General features: G+C 71.7%; 16 protein-coding genes. 5 read left to right on the top strand and 11 right to left on the bottom strand.

Features of this window, described 5'->3' with window-relative positions; translation table 11 throughout:
* Positions 1–10 precede the first annotated feature (10 nt).
* Genes zwf through pgl form a run of 3 tightly spaced genes read left to right on the top strand, consistent with a single transcriptional unit; the run spans position 11 to position 3,368 of the window.
* A complete protein-coding gene (gene zwf / locus ACFW1A_RS06800) occupies positions 11–1,552 on the top strand; it encodes a glucose-6-phosphate dehydrogenase (RefSeq protein ID WP_380405423.1) in 1,542 nt (513 codons plus the stop codon).
* On the top strand, positions 1,549–2,583 hold the full coding sequence (gene opcA / locus ACFW1A_RS06795) for a glucose-6-phosphate dehydrogenase assembly protein OpcA (protein ID WP_380405336.1): 1,035 nt from the start codon (positions 1,549–1,551) through the stop codon (positions 2,581–2,583). Before zwf ends, opcA begins: the two co-directional genes overlap by 4 nt.
* A complete protein-coding gene (pgl, locus tag ACFW1A_RS06790; protein WP_380405333.1) occupies positions 2,580–3,368 on the top strand; it encodes a 6-phosphogluconolactonase in 789 nt (262 codons plus the stop codon). Before opcA ends, pgl begins: the two co-directional genes overlap by 4 nt.
* 80 nt (positions 3,369–3,448) lie before the next feature.
* On the opposite strand, the gene ACFW1A_RS06785 is transcribed toward pgl, so the two are convergent.
* The 11 genes from ACFW1A_RS06785 to uvrA form a co-directional block, all read right to left on the bottom strand.
* Positions 3,449–3,784: an RNA polymerase-binding protein RbpA gene (locus ACFW1A_RS06785; protein WP_380405331.1), complete on the bottom strand. Its 336-nt coding sequence runs from the start codon at positions 3,782–3,784 to the stop codon at positions 3,449–3,451.
* Positions 3,785–3,928: 144 nt separating this feature from the next.
* The gene (secG, locus tag ACFW1A_RS06780) at positions 3,929–4,165 is read right to left on the bottom strand and encodes a preprotein translocase subunit SecG (protein ID WP_380405328.1); all 237 of its coding nucleotides are present in this window, start codon (positions 4,163–4,165) and stop codon (positions 3,929–3,931) included.
* Between the two features lie 96 nt (positions 4,166–4,261).
* Positions 4,262–5,047: a triose-phosphate isomerase gene (gene tpiA, locus ACFW1A_RS06775; RefSeq protein WP_380405325.1), complete on the bottom strand. Its 786-nt coding sequence runs from the start codon at positions 5,045–5,047 to the stop codon at positions 4,262–4,264.
* Positions 5,048–5,051: 4 nt separating this feature from the next.
* The gene (locus tag ACFW1A_RS06770) at positions 5,052–6,257 is read right to left on the bottom strand and encodes a phosphoglycerate kinase (protein WP_380405322.1); all 1,206 of its coding nucleotides are present in this window, start codon (positions 6,255–6,257) and stop codon (positions 5,052–5,054) included.
* 165 nt (positions 6,258–6,422) lie between these two features.
* Complete coding sequence (gene gap / locus ACFW1A_RS06765) at positions 6,423–7,427, bottom strand: type I glyceraldehyde-3-phosphate dehydrogenase (RefSeq protein ID WP_380405320.1); 1,005 nt, start codon at positions 7,425–7,427, stop codon at positions 6,423–6,425.
* Positions 7,428–7,605: 178 nt separating this feature from the next.
* A complete protein-coding gene (whiA, locus tag ACFW1A_RS06760; RefSeq protein WP_380405317.1) occupies positions 7,606–8,586 on the bottom strand; it encodes a DNA-binding protein WhiA in 981 nt (326 codons plus the stop codon).
* Positions 8,577–9,617, bottom strand: coding sequence for a uridine diphosphate-N-acetylglucosamine-binding protein YvcK (yvcK, locus tag ACFW1A_RS06755; protein WP_380405420.1), 1,041 nt, complete (start codon positions 9,615–9,617; stop codon positions 8,577–8,579). The genes whiA and yvcK overlap by 10 nt, the downstream gene beginning before the upstream one ends.
* Positions 9,618–9,690: 73 nt before the next feature.
* A complete protein-coding gene (rapZ, locus tag ACFW1A_RS06750) occupies positions 9,691–10,602 on the bottom strand; it encodes an RNase adapter RapZ (RefSeq protein WP_380405314.1) in 912 nt (303 codons plus the stop codon).
* Positions 10,599–12,614 carry an excinuclease ABC subunit UvrC gene (gene uvrC, locus ACFW1A_RS06745; protein ID WP_380405311.1) on the bottom strand — a complete coding sequence of 672 codons (2,016 nt, stop codon included), beginning with the start codon at positions 12,612–12,614 and terminating at the stop codon, positions 10,599–10,601. Before uvrC ends, rapZ begins: the two co-directional genes overlap by 4 nt.
* A 40-nt stretch (positions 12,615–12,654) precedes the next feature.
* Positions 12,655–13,113, bottom strand: coding sequence for a Rieske (2Fe-2S) protein (locus ACFW1A_RS06740; protein ID WP_380405308.1), 459 nt, complete (start codon positions 13,111–13,113; stop codon positions 12,655–12,657).
* Positions 13,114–13,188: 75 nt separating this feature from the next.
* Positions 13,189–16,095 carry an excinuclease ABC subunit UvrA gene (uvrA, locus tag ACFW1A_RS06735; protein ID WP_380405305.1) on the bottom strand — a complete coding sequence of 969 codons (2,907 nt, stop codon included), beginning with the start codon at positions 16,093–16,095 and terminating at the stop codon, positions 13,189–13,191.
* 298 nt (positions 16,096–16,393) lie between these two features.
* Between uvrA and ACFW1A_RS06730 the strand changes: the two genes are divergently transcribed.
* Positions 16,394–17,161, top strand: a complete 768-nt coding sequence (locus ACFW1A_RS06730; RefSeq protein ID WP_380405302.1) for a maleylpyruvate isomerase family mycothiol-dependent enzyme — start codon at positions 16,394–16,396, stop codon at positions 17,159–17,161.
* Positions 17,162–17,229: 68 nt separating this feature from the next.
* Positions 17,230–17,883 carry an MBL fold metallo-hydrolase gene (locus ACFW1A_RS06725; RefSeq protein ID WP_380405299.1) on the top strand — a complete coding sequence of 218 codons (654 nt, stop codon included), beginning with the start codon at positions 17,230–17,232 and terminating at the stop codon, positions 17,881–17,883.
* Positions 17,884–17,933 lie beyond the last annotated feature (50 nt).

Here is a 17,933-nt window from a genome sequence, read left to right as displayed (position 1 = left end):
GGGGACCGAGGTGCAGGGCACGACCCCGCAGCACCCGGCCAACCCGCTGCGCGACCCGGCCGACCGCCGACTGCCGCGCATCGCCGGCCCGTCCGGCCTGGTCATCTTCGGCGTCACCGGGGACCTGTCCCGCAAGAAGCTGATGCCGGCCATCTACGACCTGGCCAACCGCGGTCTGCTGCCGCCGGGTTTCTCGCTGGTGGGCTTCGCCCGCCGCGAGTGGGAGCACGAGGACTTCGCGAAGGAGGTGCACGACGCCGTCAAGGAGCACGCCCGCACCCCCTTCCGCGAGGAGGTCTGGGAGCAGCTCGCCAAGGGCATGCGGTTCGTCCAGGGCACCTTCGACGACGACGAGGCCTTCGAGACCCTGCGCCAGACCATCGAGGACCTGGACAAGGCCCAGGGCACCAGCGGCAACTTCGCCTTCTACCTGTCGGTGCCGCCGAAGTTCTTCCCGACGGTCGTCCAGCAGCTGAAGAAGCACGGCCTGGCCGACCCGCCGGAGGGCTCCTGGCGCCGCGCGGTGATCGAGAAGCCGTTCGGCCACGACCTGGCCAGCGCCCAGGAGCTGAACAAGGTCGTGCACGAGGTCTTCCCCCGGGACGAGGTGTTCCGGATCGACCACTACCTGGGCAAGGAGACGGTCCAGAACATCCTGGCGCTGCGCTTCGCCAACCAGATGTTCGAGCCGATCTGGAACCGGTCCTACGTGGACCACGTGCAGATCACCATGGCCGAGGACATCGGCATCGGCGGCCGGGCCGGGTACTACGACGGCATCGGCTCGGCCCGTGACGTGATCCAGAACCACCTGCTCCAGCTGATGGCGCTGACCGCCATCGAGGAGCCCGCCTCGTTCCACCCCAAGGCCCTGGTGGCGGAGAAGCTCAAGGTGCTCAGCGCCGTGCAGCTGCCCAAGGACCTCGGCAAGCACACCGTCCGCGGCCAGTACGCGAGCGGCTGGCAGGGCGGCGAGGAGGTGGTCGGCTACCTGGACGAGGACGGCATCAACCCCGAGTCCAAGACCGACACCTACGCGGCGATCAAGCTGGAGATCAACAACCGCCGCTGGGCCGGGGTGCCGTTCTACCTGCGCACCGGCAAGCGGCTGGGCCGCCGGGTCACCGAGATCGCGGTGGTCTTCCAGCGCGCGCCGTACCTGCCGTTCGACTCCTACGCGACCGAGGAGCTGGGGCAGAACGCCCTGGTCATCCGGGTGCAGCCGGACGAGGGCGTCACCGTGCGGTTCGGCTCCAAGGTGCCGGGCACCTCGTTCGAGGTGCGGGACGTGACGATGGACTTCGCCTACGGCGAGTCGTTCACCGAGTCCAGCCCGGAGGCCTACGAGCGGCTGATCCTGGACGTGCTGCTGGGTGACGCGAACCTGTTCCCGCGCCACCAGGAGGTCGAGCTCTCCTGGGAGATCCTCGACCCGATCGAGAAGTACTGGGATCAGCACGGCAAGCCCGCGCAGTACCCGGCCGGCACCTGGGGCCCGGCCGAGGCGGACGAGATGCTCGCACGAGACGGCAGGAGCTGGCGCCGGCCATGAAGATCGACCTGACGAACACCACGTCCAGCAAGATCAACAACGCCCTGATGGACGCCCGGCGGGCCAGCGGTGCCACCGCCGCCGGGATGGTCCTGACCCTGGTCATCGTGACCGACGAGGGCAGCGCCTACGACGCCCTGCGGGCGGCGAACGACGCGTCCCGCGAGCACCCCTCGCGGATCCTCGCGGTGGTCAAGCGGGCCGGGCGGTCCCCCCGGGCCCGCGCCGGGACCAGGCTGGACGCCGAGATCCTGGTCGGCTCGGACGCCGGCTCCGGCGAGACGGTGGTGCTGCGGATGCACGGCGAGCTGGTCTCGCACGCGCAGTCCGTGGTGCTGCCGCTGCTGCTGCCGGACGCCCCGGTGGTGGTCTGGTGGCCGGAGAACGCGCCGCTGCACGCCGCGCAGGACCCGCTGGGTGCGATCGCCCAGCGCCGGATCACCGACGCGGTCACCGCCGAGTCGCCGGTGGAGCAGCTCGCGGTGCGCGCCGAGAGCTACAACCCCGGTGACACCGACCTGGCCTGGACCCGGATCACCGGCTGGCGCTCGATGCTGGCCGCCGCGCTGGACCAGCGGCCGACCAAGGTGACCTCCGCGGTGGTCGAGGGCGAGTCGTACAACCCCAGCGTCGAGCTGCTCGGCCTGTGGCTGCACGACCGGCTCAAGGTCCCGGTGGAGCGGGTGGTCACCGACGGCCCCGGCATCACCGCGGTGCGGATGCGCACCAAGGACGGCGACATCGTGCTGGACCGGCCGGACGGACTGATGGGCACCCTGTCCATCCCCGGCGCGCCGGACCGGATCGTGGCGCTCAAGCGCCGCGAGACCGCCGAGCTGATCGCCGAGGAGCTGCGCCGGCTCGACCCGGACGACATCTACGCCGCCGCGGTGCGCACCGGTGTCAGCAAGCTGGTCGAGCGGGCCGCCGCCCCGGCTCCGGCCGGGATCCCCGACGAGGTCGGGGCCGACCCGCAGGAGCAGGCGGAGGAGCCGAAGAAGACCGCCAACCGGAAGCGGACCAAGGCATGACCGCCGCGGTCCCGCAGCTGGTGGTGCACCGCGACAAGGAGCTGATGGCCCAGGCGGCCGCGGCGCGACTGATCACCCGGATCGTCGACGCCCAGGCCGCCCGGGGCACCGCCTCCGTGGTGCTCACCGGCGGGCGCAACGGCAACGCCCTGATGGCCGCGATCGCCGCGTCCCCGGCCCGGGACGCGGTGGACTGGTCGCGGCTGGACCTGTGGTGGGGCGACGAGCGGTTCGTCCCGTCGGCCGACCCCGAGCGCAATGCGGTGCAGGCCACCGACGAGCTGCTCGGGCGGGTCCCGCTGGACCCGGCGCGGGTGCACTTCATGCCCGCCTCGGACGGGGTGGACGGCGCCGACGTGGAGGCCGCCGCCGAGCGGTACGCCGAGGAGCTGGCCAAGGCCGCACGGCCGCAGGACCGCTTCGGCGTACCCGCCTTCGACGTGCTGCTGCTCGGCGTCGGACCGGACACCCACGTGGCCTCGCTCTTCCCCGAGCACCCGGGCGTGCGGGAGAGCGCGCGCACGGTGGTCGGGGTGCGCGGGGCACCGAAGCCGCCGCCGACCCGGATCTCGCTGACCCTGCCGGCCATCCGCGCGGCCCGCGAGGTCTGGCTGCTGGCGGCCGGCGAGGACAAGGCGGACGCGGTGGCGCTGGCGCTGTCCGGCCCGGGCGAGCTGCTCGCCCCGGCCTCCGGCGCCTACGGCACGGCCCGCACCCTGTGGCTGCTGGACCGCGCGGCGGCCGCCAAGCTGCCGCCGCAGCTCTACCCGCCGGCCTCCGCCTGACGGCCGGTCAACGGCAGCACGAAGGGGTGGTGCACCGAACGGTGCACCACCCCATAAACCTCCTCAGGACGGAGCCGCGCTCAGATCTCGCCGCGCAGCTTGGCCAGCGCCTCGGCCAGGATCGCCTCGCCGTCCGCGTCGCTGCGCCGCTCGCGGACGTACGCCAGGTGCGTCTTGTACGGCTCGTTGCGCGACGGCGCCGGCGGGTTGTGCTCGTCCTGCCCGGCCGGGAACCCGCAGCGCGGGCAGTCCCAGGTGTCCGGGATGACGGCCTCGGCGGCGAAGCTGGGGCGCGTCTCGTGCTTGTTGGCGCACCAGAAGGAGATCCGGGTGCGCGGAGCGGACTCACCGCGCTCCGCCTCGCCCATCGGGCCTGCCCCGACCCTGCTGCCACGGATGGCGTTGCCACTTGCCACGGTCTGACTCCCTGCGTGCCCTTAGAACCGCCTGGATGTGCCCAGGCGCTGCCAACCGGCCGCCGGCTGCGGACAGTGGCAAGTTGTCCTAGTGTACGGAGCTGATAAGGATCTGTCCGCACCGCTGGCGGAACTGAGACCGGATCAGCCCTTGACCTTGATGAGCAGGCCGAGGACGACGATGCAGGCGAACCAGCCCAGGCCGACGATCACGGTGATCCGGTCCAGGTTGCGCTCGGCCACCGCCGAACCGCCGCCGGCGGACATCGAGCCGCCACCGAACATGTCGGACAGACCGCCGCCCTTACCCTTGTGCAGCAGCACCAGGAGGACCATCAGCAGGCTGAAGATGATCAGGGCAATCGAGAACCCGAGAACCACGACGGGACCAACTCTCTCGTACTGTTTGGGTCAGGAGGCGAAGGGCCGGACCTCCGGGAGGTGGTCCGGCCCAAAGACTACGTTGCCAGGGGCGCGTTAGCCTACCGCCTGCTCGCGGTAGCGCACGATCTTGACGAACTCGTCGGCGTCCAGCGAGGCGCCGCCGATCAGGCCGCCGTCGATGTCGGCCTTGGCCATCAGCCCGGCCACGTTCCCGGCCTTCATCGAACCGCCGTACAGCACGCGGACCTTGCCGGCCAGCTCGGCGTCGTACAGCTCGGCCAGCCGGACCCGGATCGCGGCGCAGACCTCCTGCGCGTCCTCCGGGGTGGCCACCTCGCCGGTGCCGATCGCCCAGACCGGCTCGTAGGCGACGACGATCGACTCGGCGTCCGCGGCCGGCAGCCCGGACAGCGCGCCGTCCAGCTGGGCCAGCGTGTACTCGACGTGGGTGCCGGCCCGGCGGATCTCCAGCGGCTCGCCCACGCACAGGATCGGGGTGATCCCGCTGCGGTAGGCCGCCTTCACCTTGGCGTTGACGATCTCCTCGTTCTCGCCGTGGTACTGGCGCCGCTCCGAGTGGCCGATCACCGCGTAGGTGCACTTCAGCTTGGACAGCATCGGGCCGGAGATCTCGCCGGTGTAGGCACCGGAGTCGTGCGCCGAGATGTCCTGCGAGCCGTACTTGATCCTCAGCTTGTCGCCGTCCACCAGGGTCTGCACCGAGCGCAGGTCGGTGAACGGGGTCAGCACCGCGACCTCGACCGCCTCGTAGTCCTTGTCGGCCAGCGCGAACGCCAGCTTCTGGGTGTGCTGGATGGCCTCGAGGTGGTTGAGGTTCATCTTCCAGTTGCCCGCCATCAGCGGGAGACGCTCAGTCATGCGATCAGGCCTCCAGTGCGGCGATACCGGGAAGGGTCTTGCCCTCCAGGTACTCCAGGCTCGCGCCGCCGCCGGTCGAAATGTGTCCGAACTTGGTCTCGTCGAAGCCGAGGATGCGCACGGCCGCGGCCGAGTCGCCGCCGCCGACCACGGTGAAGGCCTCCGAGTCCAGCAGCGCCTGGGCCACCGCGCGGGTGCCGTCGGCGAAGGCCGGGTGCTCGAAGACGCCCATCGGGCCGTTCCAGAAGACGGTCCTGGCGTCGGCCAGCTTCTCGGCGAACAGCTGCGCGGTCTTCGGGCCGATGTCCAGGCCGAGCGCGCCGGCCGGGATCGCGTCCGCGTCGACCACCGCGAAGTCCTCGACCGGCGCCCGGTTCTTCACGTCCGGGAACCCGCCGCTGACCGCGGTGTCCACCGGGATGACGAACTCGACGCCGTTGGCCGCGGCCCGCGCCAGGTACTCCTGGGCGACCGGGATCTGGTCCTCCTGCAGCAGCGAGGCGCCCACCTCGTGGCCCTGGGCCTTGAGGAAGGTGAACATCATGCCGCCGCCGATCAGGATCCGGTCGGCCTTGCCCAGCAGGTTGTCGATCACGCCGACCTTGTCGGAGACCTTCGAGCCGCCGAGCACCACCACGTAGGGGCGCGCCACGTCCTCGGTCAGGCGCTTGAGGACGCCCAGCTCCTTCTCGATCAGCAGGCCGGCCGCGTGCGGCAGCCGGGCCGGCAGGTCGAAGACCGACGCGTGCTTGCGGTGCACCGCGCCGAAGCCGTCGCCGACGTACAGGTCGGCGAGCTCGGCCAGCCGGTCGGCGAACGCGCCGCGCTCGGCCTCGTCCTTGCTGGTCTCGCCGGCGTTGAAGCGCAGGTTCTCCAGCAGCGTGACCTCGCCGTCGCCGAGGGCGGCGACGGTGGCCTTCGCGCTGTCACCCACGGTGTCGGTGGCGAAGGCCACCGGCGTGCCGAGGATCTCGCCCAGCCGCACGGCGACCGGCGCGAGCGAGTACTGGGGGTCCGGCTCGCCCTTGGGGCGGCCGAGGTGGGAGGCGACGATCACCTTGGCACCGCGCTCCAGGAGCGCGGCGATGGTCGGCGCGACGGCGCGGATCCGGCCGTCGTCGGTGATGGTGTCGCCGCTCAGCGGGACGTTGAGGTCGGCGCGGACGAACACCCGCTGGCCTGCCACCTCGAGGTCGTCGATGGTCTTCACGGTCTACGGTCTCCTGGGAGAGAGTGGCGCTGAACAGGCGGCACAGCGCCGGGCCGCCGGGGGGGGGAAGGGGCGAGGTGAGGGTGCGCGCAGGGACAGGGCCCGGACGGCGGGTGTTCCGCCGTCCGGGCCCTGACACCTCACTTCACGTCAGCTGTCGCTGCGTCAGAGCTGGCTGCCGACCAGGGAGGTCAGGTTGACCAGCCGGTTCGAGTAGCCCCACTCGTTGTCGTACCAGCCGAGGACCTTGACCTGGTTGCCCTGGACCATGGTCAGCTGGGAGTCGAAGATGGTGGAGAACGGCGAGTTCACGATGTCGGAGGAGACGATCGGGTCCTCGGTGTACTGCAGGATGCCCTTGAGCTCGCCCTCGGCCGCCTTCTGGAAGGCCGCGTTGACCTCCTCGATGGTGACGTCGCGCTCCAGGGTGACCACCAGGTCGGTGATCGAACCGGTCGGGACCGGGACGCGCAGCGAGGTGCCGTCCAGCTTGCCCTTCAGCTCCGGCAGCACCAGCGCGGTGGCCTTGGCGGCACCGGTGGAGGTCGGGATGATGTTCAGGGCGGCGGCGCGGGCGCGGCGCAGGTCCTTGTGCGGGAAGTCCAGGGTGACCTGGTCGTTGGTGTAGGCGTGCACCGTCGTCATCAGGCCCTTGACGATGCCGAAGTTCTCGTTCAGCACCTTGGCCATCGGCGCCACGCAGTTGGTGGTGCAGGAGGCGTTGGAGATGACCGTGTGGTTCGCGGCGTCGTACTTGTCGTCGTTCACGCCCATGACGATGGTGACGTCTTCGTCGGTCGCCGGGGCGGAGATGATGACCTTCTTGGCGCCGGCGGCGACGTGCTTCTTCGCGTCGGCGGCCTTGGTGAAGATGCCGGTGGACTCGATCACGATGTCCACGGCGAGCTCGCCCCAGGGCAGGTTGGCCGGGTCGCGCTCGGCGATCACCTTGAAGGTGTGGCCGTCGACGGTGATGGAGTCAGCGGTGTGGCTGACCTCCGCCTGCAGGGTGCCGAGGATGGAGTCGTACTTGAGCAGGTGAGCCAGGGTCTTGGTGTCGGTGAGGTCGTTGACACCCACGATCTCGATGTCCGCGCCCTGAGCCTTGACCGCACGGAAGAAATTCCGGCCGATGCGGCCGAATCCGTTGATGCCTACCCGGATCGTCACTTACCGATCTCCTCTGAGGTACGCCGGGCTATGCCGACGGGGTGGAAATGGGATGTCCCCGACCACCCACGACCCTACCTCCCGGAGGTGTTCCAGAGCACATCACCCCCTCAGGTCAAGCCCCTGGCGTGGCGTTGTAGGCCACATTGCGGCACAACCGCCACGCCAGGCACAGAGGTCAGTTGAGCGCCATTTCCTCCGTCAGGTTCGCCTCGGTGTTGGGCAGTCCCAGCTCCATCGCGCGCTTGTCGGCCATCGCCAGCAGGCGGCGGATCCGGCCGGCCACCGCGTCCTTGGTCAGCGGCGGATCGGCGAGCGCGCCCAACTCCTCCAGCGAGGCCTGCTTGTGCTGCATCCGCAGCTGGCCGGCCGCGGCCAGGTGCTCGGGCACCTCCTCGCCCAGGATCTCCAGCGCCCGCTGCACCCGGGCCCCGGCGGCCACCGCCGCGCGGGCCGAGCGGCGCAGGTTGGCGTCGTCGAAGTTGGCCAGCCGGTTGGCGGTGGCCCGCACCTCGCGGCGCAGCCGGCGCTCCTCCCACGCCAGCACCGACTCGTGCGCGCCGAGCCGGGTGAGCAGCGCGCCGATCGCGTCGCCGTCCCGGATCACCACCCGGTCCGCACCGCGCACCTCGCGGGCCTTGGCCGGGATGCCGAGCCGGCGGGCCGCACCGACCAGGGCCAGCGCCGCCTCGGAGCCGGGGCAGGTGATCTCCAGCGAGGAGGACCGGCCCGGCTCGGTGAGCGAGCCGTGGGCCAGGAAGGCCCCGCGCCACGCCGCCTCGGCGTCGCACGTCGCACCGGACACCACCGCCGGGGGCAGGCCCCGGATCGGCCGGCCCCGCCCGTCCACCAGCCCGGTCTGCCGGGCCAGCAGCTCACCGTCCTTGATCACCCGGACCACGTACCGGCTGCCGCGCCGCAGCCCGCTCGGGGCCATCACCACCAGTTCGGACGCGTGGCCGAAGATCTCCAGCAGGTCCTTGCGCAGCCGCCGGGCCGCAATGCCGGTGTCCAGCTCCGCCTCGATCACGATCCGACCGCTCACAATGTGCAGTCCGCCCGCGAATCGCAGGATCGCCGACACCTCAGCCTTGCGACAGCAGGCCCGGGTGACAGGGAGCCGCGAGATTTCGTCCTTCACCGCTGCCGTCATCGCCATGGGCCGATCCTTCCATGTGTCCGGAAAATCCGGTCGTACGCGGCGGCCAGAAGCTCCGGGTCGTGTCGCGGGCTGCCGTCCTTGGCGGCCACCGTGTCGAGCACCAGCGCCGCACCCATCCGTTCGGCGGCACTGCGCAGCCCGGCCAGGTCGGCGACGCCGAAGGCGCCGCCGGTGACCGCTCGCTCGTCCACCAGGATCGCATCCACGCCCAGCTCCGGTGCGTGGTCGGCGATCACCTCCAGGTGACGCTGCGGGGTGAAGCCCTCGGTCTCGCCCGGCTGCGGGGCCAGGTTGAGGCAGAGCAGCCGGCGCGCCTTGGTCTCCACCAGGGCCTTGGCCAGCTCCGGCACCAGCAGGTGCGGCAGCACGCTGGTGAACCAGGAGCCGGGACCGAGCACCACCCAGTCCGCCTCCAGCACCGCGCTCACCGCCTCCGGCACCGCCGGCGGCTCCTCGGGCAGCAGCCGCACCGACTGCACGGTGCCCGGGGTGACGGCCACGCTCGCCTGGCCGCGCACCGCGGAGACCGCGGCGGGCCGGGCCGGGTCGTGGCCGCGCACCTGGGCCTCGATGTCCAGCGGGACTGCCGACATCGGCAGCACCCGGCCCTGCACGTTGAGCAGCCGGCCGACCCACTGCAGGGCCAGCACCGGGTCGCCGAGCTTCTCCCACAGCGCCACGATCAGCAGGTTGCCGACCGCGTGGCCGCCGAGCTCGCCGGTGCCGGAGAAGCGCTGCTGGATCACCTCGGACCAGGTGCGGCCCCACTCGTCGTCCCCGCAGAGCGCGGCCAGCGCCTTGCGCAGGTCGCCGGGCGGCAGCACGCCGAGCTCGGCGCGCAGCCGACCGCTGGAGCCGCCGTCGTCGGCCACGGTGACCACCGCGGTCAGGTCGGAGGTGAGCCGGCGCAGCGCCGAGAGCGAGGCGGACAGCCCCTGGCCGCCGCCCAGTGCGGTGATCCGGGGCGCGGTGCCCCGCGGTGCTCTCGATGCGCCGGGGGATCCCCGCTCAGCGGCTTTGTGCTGGATCTGCCGCCCTGGCGAGTATCCCGTCACACCTACCCCACGTTCCTGTCCGGTCGGCGGTGCTGGGGGACCGCCGCTACTCCCGTCCCATGTCGCGGTGCACCAGCACCGTTTCCACGCCCTCGGCGATCAGACGCTTCGTCAGCCGCTCCGACATGGCCACGCTGCGATGCTTGCCACCGGTGCAGCCTACGGCAAGGGTCATGTGGCGCTTACCTTCCCGCCGATAACCCTCGGTGACAATACGCAGGAGATCGGTGTAACCGTCCAGGAACTCCTGGGCGCCGGGCTGGGCGAAGACGTAGTCGGCCACCGCCGAGTCCGTGCCGGTGTTGGCGCGCAGCTCGGGGACCCAGTGCGGGTTGGGCAGGAAGCGGCAGTCGACCACCAGGTCGGCGTCGACCGGCAGGCCGTACTTGAACCCGAAACTCATCACGGTGCAGCGCAGCTCGGGCTCGTCGTGGTCGGCGAACTGGGCGTCCAGCTTGGCCCGCAGCTGGTGCACGTTGAGGTCGGTGGTGTCGATCACCAGGTCGGCCTCGCCGCGCAGCTCGCGCAGCAGGTCGCGCTCGCGGGCGATGCCGTCCACCAGCCGCGCGTCGCCCTGCAGCGGGTGCGGGCGGCGCACCGACTCGAACCGGCGGACCAGCACGTCGTCGCTGGACTCCAGGTAGACGATCCGCATCCGGGTGCCGCGCTTGTCCAGCTCCTCCAGCGAGGCGCGCAGGTCGTCGAAGAACTGGCGGCCGCGGACGTCGATCACCACGCCGATCCGGGCCACCGCGCCCTGGGAGCGGGCGCCCAGGTCGACCATGGTCGGGATCAGCGCCGGCGGCAGGTTGTCGACCACGAACCAGCCGAGGTCCTCGAGGCACTTGGCCGCCGTGCTGCGGCCGGCCCCGGACATTCCTGAGATGATCACCAGCTCCGGGGCGGTCTCGTCGCCGGCCTCGGGCCGGGCGGCGCGCCCTTCGTCGGAAACTGTCACTTCGGTTCCCCGCTCTCGGTGTTCTGCGTTCCCTGGTGCACTGCGTCGTCGTCCATGATCTCGCCTGTCGCGGTGTTCACCGCGAAGGCAGTGGGTGTCCGGGAGGCCAACGCCGCGACAACAGTCTCCGCGGTGCGCCGCCCGATCCCGGGGACCTCGCAGATCTCCTCGACCGTGGCGGCCCGCAGCTTCTTCACCGAGCCGAAGTGCTTGAGCAGCGCGGTGCGCCTGGTCTCGCCCAGGCCCGGGACCGCGTCCAGGCCGCCGGCGGTCAACCGCTTGGCCCGCTTGCCACGCTGGTAGGTGATGGCGAACCGGTGCGCCTCGTCGCGCACCCGCTGCAGCAGGTAGAGGCCCTCGCTGCTGCGCGGCAGCACCACCGGGTCGTCCTGGTCGGGCAGCCAGACCTCCTCCAGCCGCTTGGCCAGGCCGCACAGCGCGACGTCGTCGATGCCCAGCTCGTCCAGCGCGCGCCGGGCGGCGGCCACCTGGGGCTGGCCGCCGTCCACCACCAGCAGCTGGGGCGGGTAGGCGAACCGCCGGGGGCGGCCGTCGTCGGTGCGCGGGCCGTCCTCCTCGCCTTCGGCCTCGGGCACCGCCCACTCCCCCGTCTGCTCGCGCTCCTGGAGGTAGCGGCGGAACCGGCGGCTGATCACCTCGTGCATCGAGCGGACGTCGTCCTGGCCGCTGAAGCCCTTGATCTGGAACCGGCGGTACTCGCTCTTGCGGGCCAGGCCGTCCTCGAAGACCACCATGGAGGCGACCACGTCCTCGCCCTGCAGGTGGGAGATGTCGAAGCACTCGATCCGCAGCGGGACCGAGTCCAGCTCCAGCGCGTCGGCGATCTCCTGCAGGGCGCGGCTGCGGGTGGTCAGGTCGGAGGCCCGCCTGGTCTTGTGCAGCGCCAGCGCCTGCTGGGCGTTGCGGGCGACCGTCTCCATCAGGTCCTTCTTGTCGCCGCGCTGCGGCACCCGCAGGTCCACCTGGGCGCCGCGCAGTCCGGTGAGCCACTCCTGGGCCGGGGCCACCGGGTCGGGCAGCGCCGGCACCAGCACCTCGCGCGGCACGGGGGCGGTGTCGCCGCCGTAGAGCTGCTGCAGCGCGTGCTCCACCAGGGCCGCGGTGTCCACGTCCTCCACCTTGTCGGTGACCCAGCCGCGCTGGCCGCGCACCCGGCCGCCGCGGACGTGGAAGATCTGCACCGCGGCCTCCAACTCGTCCTCGGCGAGGGCGAGCAGGTCCGCGTCGGTGCCGTCGGCCAGCACCACGGCGTTCTTCTCCATCGCGCGCTTGAGCGCCTCGATGTCGTCGCGCAGCCGGGCGGCCTTCTCGTACTCCAGCTCGGCGGCGGCCTCCTGCATCTGCTGCTCCAGCCGCCGCAGGTGGTTGCCGGTCCGGCCGGCCATGAAGTCGCAGAACTCCTCGGCCAGGTCGCGGTGGTCGGCGGCGGAGACCCGGCCCACGCAGGGGGCCGCGCACTTGCCGATGTAGCCGAGCAGGCAGGGCCGGCCGACCTGCTGGGCGCGCTTGAAGACGCCGTTGGAGCAGGTGCGCACCGGGAAGACCCGCAGCAGCAGGTCGACCGTCTCGCGGATCGCCCAGGCGTGGCCGTAGGGACCGAAGTAGCGCACGCCCTTGCGGTGCGCCCCGCGCATCACCTGGACCCGGGGGAACTCCTCGTTCAGCGTGACGGCGAGTTCGGGGTAGCTCTTGTCGTCGCGGTACTTGACGTTGAACCGCGGGTCGAACTCCTTGATCCAGGAGTACTCCAGCTGGAGCGCCTCGACCTCGGTGCCGACCACGGTCCACTCCACCGAGGCCGCCGTGGTGACCATGGTGGCGGTGCGCGGGTGCAGGTTGGCCAGGTCCTGGAAGTAGGAGGAGAGCCGTGGGCGCAGGCTCTTGGCCTTGCCCACGTAGATCACCCGGCCGTGCTCGTCCCGGAACCGGTAGACCCCGGGGGAGGTCGGAATCGCCCCCGGCGCCGGTCGGTAGGTGGACGGGTCAGCCATCTTCGGTCCCCCTCGTGCTGCGCTGCCGACAATCGAAACCCTACTTCTGGACCACCAGTCGGCCGTTCTCCGCGCTGACCGGGTAGGAGGGCAGCGGCTTGGGGGCCGGACCGTCCTGCACCGAGCCGTCGGTGACGCTGAACCGGCTGCCGTGGCAGGGGCACTGGATCTGGTTGTCCTTGACCTGGTCCACGATGCAGCCGGCGTGCGTGCAGCGGGCGCTGAACGCCTTGTACTGGCCGGCGGTGGGCTGGGTCACCACCACCAGCTGGTCGCGGAAGACCTTGCCGCCGCCGACCGGCACGTCCGCCGCGGCGCCCACCTCGACGGGGGCGGCGCTCTTGGACGGGGCGGAGCCGGCGCCGTCGGTGGTGGTGCTGCCCGACGAGCTGGAGGAGCAGCCCGCCACGCCGAGGGCGGAGCCGCCCGCCAGCACGGCCGCACCGCAGCAGAGCAGGGTGCGGCGGGAGGTGGTGGACATCTCGGCGGCCTCGGACATGGTGTGCTCTCCTCGACGGACGGCGGCTGGGAACGGCGGCAGTCTAATCCGCGCCGTCCCGGCCGCCGGACGCCGCTACTTCTTGGCCGCGGCCCGCTTGCGCGCGTTGCGCGGGGCGGGCACCGGCGCCTCGTCGGTGACCCGGTCGCCGAGGATGTCCCGCAGGAACTTGCCGGTGTGACTGGCCGTCACCCGGGCGATCTCCTCCGGGGTGCCCTCGGCCACCACGGTGCCGCCGCCGCTGCCGCCCTCCGGGCCCATGTCCACGACCCAGTCGGCGGTCTTGATCACATCGAGGTTGTGCTCGATGACGATCACCGTGTTGCCCTTCTCGACCAGCCCGGAGAGCACCTTGATCAGCTTGCTGATGTCCTCGAAGTGCAGACCGGTGGTGGGCTCGTCCAGCACGTAGACGGTCCGGCCGGTGGAGCGCTTCTGCAGTTCGGAGGCGAGCTTGACGCGCTGCGCCTCGCCGCCGGACAGCGTGGGCGCGCTCTGGCCGAGCCGGACGTAGCCGAGGCCGACGTCGTTCAGCGTCCGCAGGTGGCGGGCGATGGCGGGCACCGCCTCGAAGAAGTGCAGCGCCTCCTCGATCGGCATGTCCAGCACCTCGGCGATGGACTTGCCCTTGTAGTGCACCTCCAGCGTCTCCCGGTTGTACCGCGCCCCGTGGCAGACCTCGCAGGGGACGTAGACGTCCGGCAGGAAGTTCATCTCGATCTTGATGGTGCCGTCGCCGGAGCAGTTCTCGCAGCGGCCGCCCTTGACGTTGAACGAGAACCGGCCCTGCAGGTAGCCGCGCACCTTCGCCTCGGTGGTCTCCGCGAAGAGCTTGCGGACGTGGTCGAAGACGCCGGTGTAGGTGGCCGGGTTGGAGCGCGGGGTGCGGCCGATCGGCGACTGGTCCACGTGCACCACCTTGTCCACCTGGTCGGTGCCGGTGATCCGGGTGTGCCGGCCGGGCACGCTGCGCGCGCCGTTCAGCTCGCGGGCCAGGTGGGTGTAGAGGATGTCGTTGACCAGGGTCGACTTGCCGGAGCCCGAGACACCGGTGATCGCGGTGAAGGTGCCCAGCGGGAACCCGACCGTGACGTCCCTGAGGTTGTGCTCGCGGGCGCCGTGCACGGTGATCTGGCGCTTCTTGTCCCGCGGGCGGCGCACCGCCGGGATCGGGATCGAGCGCTTGCCGGAGAGGTACTGGCCGGTCAGCGATTCGGCGTTGTCCAGCAGTTCCTTGAGCGCGCCGGAGTGCACCACCGTGCCGCCGTGCTCGCCGGCGCCGGGGCCGATGTCCACCACCCAGTCCGCGGTCTTGATGGTGTCCTCGTCGTGCTCGACCACGATCAGCGTGTTGCCGATGTCGCGCAGCCGGACCAGGGTCTCGATCAGGCGGTGGTTGTCGCGCTGGTGCAGGCCGATCGAGGGCTCGTCCAGCACGTAGAGGACACCGACCAGGCCGGAGCCGATCTGGGTGGCCAGCCGGATCCGCTGCGCCTCGCCGCCGGACAGGGTGCCGGCCGCACGGTTGAGCGAGAGGTAGTCCAGACCGACGTCGACCAGGAAGCGCAGCCGCTCGTTGACCTCCTTGAGGACCCGCTCGGCGATCTTCTTGTCCCGGGCGGTCAGCTTCATCGCGCCCAGGAAGTCGGCGCAGTCGCTGATCGACATCCCCGAGACCTCGGCGATCGACCTGCCCTGCACGGTGACCGCGAGCACCACCGGCTTGAGCCGGGTGCCCTCGCAGGCCGGGCAGGGGACCTCGCGCATGTAGCCCTCGAACCGCTCCCGGCCCGAGTCGGTCTCGGCCTCGGTGTGCCGGCGCTGGACGAACGGGATCACGCCCTCGAAGCCGGTGACGTAGGAGCGCTCGCGGCCGTAGCGGTTGTTGTAGCGGACCTCGACCTTGGCCTTGTGGCCGTAGAGCAGCGCCTTCTTGGCCCGGGCCGGCAGGCCGGCCCACGGGATGTCGGTGCGGAAGCCCAGCTCGCCGGCGAGCGCGTCGATCAGCCGGCCGAAGTACTCCTTCATGTGGCCGCCGGTCCAGGGGTGGATCGCCCCCTCGTCCAGCGACTTCTCCTCGTCGGGGACGACCAGCTCCGGGTCCACCTCCATCCGGCTGCCGAGCCCGGTGCACTCGGGGCAGGCGCCGAACGGGGAGTTGAAGGAGAACGAGCGCGGCTCCAGCTCCTCGAAGGAGACGTCGTCGTACGGGCAGTAGAGGTGCTCGGAGTACATCCGCTCGCGCTCCGGGTCCTCGGCGTCGAGGTCCACGAAGTCGAGCACCACCATGCCGCCGGAGAGCTTCAGCGCCGTCTCCACCGAGTCGGTCAGCCGGCGCTTGGCGCCCTCCTTCACGGTGAGGCGGTCGATCACCACCTCGACGGTGTGCTTCTCCTGCTTCTTCAGCTTGGGCGGGTCGGTCAGCTGGACCGTTTCGCCGTCCACCCGGGCCCGGGCGTAGCCCTTGGACTGCAGGTCGGCGAAGAGGTCGACGAACTCGCCCTTGCGCTCGCGCACCACCGGGCTGAGCACCTGGAACCTGGTGCCCTCGGTCAGCTTCAGCACCTGGTCGACGATGGCCTGCGGGGACTGCTTGGCGATCGGCCGCCCGCAGTGCGGGCAGTGCGGCTTGCCCACCCGGGCGAAGAGCAGCCGCAGGTAGTCGTAGACCTCGGTGATGGTGCCCACGGTGGAGCGGGGGTTGCGGTTGGTGGACTTCTGGTCGATCGAGACGGCCGGCGAGAGGCCCTCGATGAAGTCCACGTCCGGCTTGTCCATCTGGCCGAGGAACTGGCGGGCGTACGAGGACAGCGACTCGACGTAGCGGCGCTGGCCCTCGGCGAAGATCGTGTCGAACGCCAGCGAGGACTTGCCCGAGCCGGAGAGCCCCGTGAAAACGATCAGGGAGTCCCGCGGGAGGTCGAGCGAGACGTTCTTGAGGTTGTGCTCGCGAGCACCGCGGACGATGAGGCGGTCGGCCACTGCTACTGGCGCCTTTCTCCGGGATCGGGAAACAAGACAGCTTCTCCAGTGTCGCCGATCAGCGTATAGCTCAGGCGTTCGATTATCGAGCTTGTCCAACGGACCTCACCCGGACGAGTGAACGCCCCGCCGAGTCAACCGGATGCCACTGACAATCGGGCCACCGCGGCCCCGGCCACCCCGGCCGGACCCGCCCGCACCGCCCCCGTGGGCCCGCCCGGCCGCGCGCCCGGCGATAGCCTTCGGCTGTCCAACGAGCCCGGCCCTGCAAGGCAACGCCCACCCGGAGGCCCATCTGATGACCACCCCCGCCGAGACCGCCGCCACCACCCTGCGCGAGGTGGACGAGGCCACCGAACGCCTGCTGCACACCGTCGCCGCGCTGGACCCGGCGGCCCTGGCCGAGCCCTGCGCGCTGCCCGGCTGGACCCGCGGCCACCTGCTCGCCCACCTCTCCCGCAACGCCGACTCGCTGGTCAACCTGCTCCGGTCGGCCCGCACCGGCGAGGACGTCCCGCAGTACGCCAGCGAGCAGGCCCGCGAGGACGGCATCCAGCAGGGCGCCGCGCGCCCGCTGGCCGAGCAGCTGGACGACCTGCGGGCCAGCGCCGGCCGACTGGCCGGGGCGGCCGCCGAACTGCCCGCCGCCGCCTGGTCGGCCGAGCTGAAGCACCGGCACGGCTACACCTTCCCCGCCTGCGAGCTGCCCTGGAAGCGGCTGGCCGAGCTGGAGTACCACCACGTCGACCTGGCCGCCGGGTACACCCCCGCGCACTGGTCGGCCGGCTTCGCCACCGCGGAGTTCCGCAAGCTGGCCGGCCGGTTCGCCACCCTGGACGGGCTGCCCGCCGTCGAGCTGGTCGCCGAGGACACCGGCGACCGGGCCCTGCTGGGCACCGGCGCGGCCGCCGACGCCCCGTTCCAGCTGCGGGTGGAGGGCCCGGTCCGGGCGCTGCTCGCCTGGCTCTCCGGGCGCGCCGACGGCGACGGGCTGCAGGTGCACCGGGACGGCCGGCTGCTGACCGACCCGCGCGCCGCCCTGCCCGCACTGCCCCCGATGGGCTGACGGAGGATCATGTCCGGGTGTCCCCCGGTCCGTTCCGCTGTATCCACCCGCTTGTGAGGAGTTAGGTCTTGAGCTACCACGGAGACGTCCACGTCGGCGGCCGGCCCGATGTGCGCGAACTCGCCCATCTGATCATCACCAAGGTCGCGGTCGGCCCGATGAACAACAACGCCTACCTGCTGCGCTGCCGCGCCACCGACGAGCAGCTGCTGATCGACGCGGCCGCCGACGCCCCGGTGCTGCTGGAGACGGTCGGCGAGCGGCTGGCCACCGTGGTCACCACCCACCGCCACCCGGACCACTGGGGCGCGCTGGCCGAGGTGGTGGCGGCCACCGGCGCCCGCACCGCGGCCGGGCGGTTCGACGCCGAGGGCATCCCGGTCCCCACCGACCTGCCGCTGGCCGACGGCGACACCCTCCGGGTGGGCGAGGTCGGGCTGACCGCCCGCCACCTGGTCGGCCACACCCCCGGCTCGATCGCGCTGGTCTACGACGACCCGGAGGGCCACCCGCACGTCTTCACCGGCGACTGCCTGTTCCCGGGCGGGGTCGGCAACACCTGGAAGGACCCGGCCGCCTTCGCCAGTCTGCTGGACGACGTGACCACCAAGCTGTTCGACGTGCTGCCGGACGAGTCCTGGGTCTACCCGGGCCACGGCAAGGACACCACGCTCGGGGCCGAGCGCCCGCACCTGGCCGAGTGGCGCGAGCGCGGCTGGTGACACCCCGTCGGGGCCGCCCGCGGGCCGGGCGCGGGGGGGGCCCCCCGGCG

The organism is Kitasatospora sp. NPDC058965, from assembly GCF_042741245.1.
Classification (GTDB): Bacteria; Actinomycetota; Actinomycetes; order Streptomycetales; family Streptomycetaceae; genus Kitasatospora.
This window is presented reverse-complemented; position numbering and strand designations above follow the sequence as displayed.

Bases quoted from the DNA above. Each gene is read 5' to 3' on its own strand.
- opcA (WP_380405336.1), top strand. From the start codon at position 1,549: ATGAAGATCGACCTGACGAACACCACGTCCAGCAAGATCAACAACGCC.
- pgl (WP_380405333.1), top strand. From the start codon at position 2,580: ATGACCGCCGCGGTCCCGCAGCTGGTGGTGCACCGCGACAAGGAGCTG.
- tpiA (WP_380405325.1), bottom strand. From the start codon at position 5,047: ATGACTGAGCGTCTCCCGCTGATGGCGGGCAACTGGAAGATGAACCTC.
- whiA (WP_380405317.1), bottom strand. From the start codon at position 8,586: ATGGCGATGACGGCAGCGGTGAAGGACGAAATCTCGCGGCTCCCTGTC.
- uvrC (WP_380405311.1), bottom strand. From the start codon at position 12,614: ATGGCTGACCCGTCCACCTACCGACCGGCGCCGGGGGCGATTCCGACC.
- ACFW1A_RS06740 (WP_380405308.1), bottom strand. From the start codon at position 13,113: ATGTCCGAGGCCGCCGAGATGTCCACCACCTCCCGCCGCACCCTGCTC.
- ACFW1A_RS06730 (WP_380405302.1), top strand. From the start codon at position 16,394: ATGACCACCCCCGCCGAGACCGCCGCCACCACCCTGCGCGAGGTGGAC.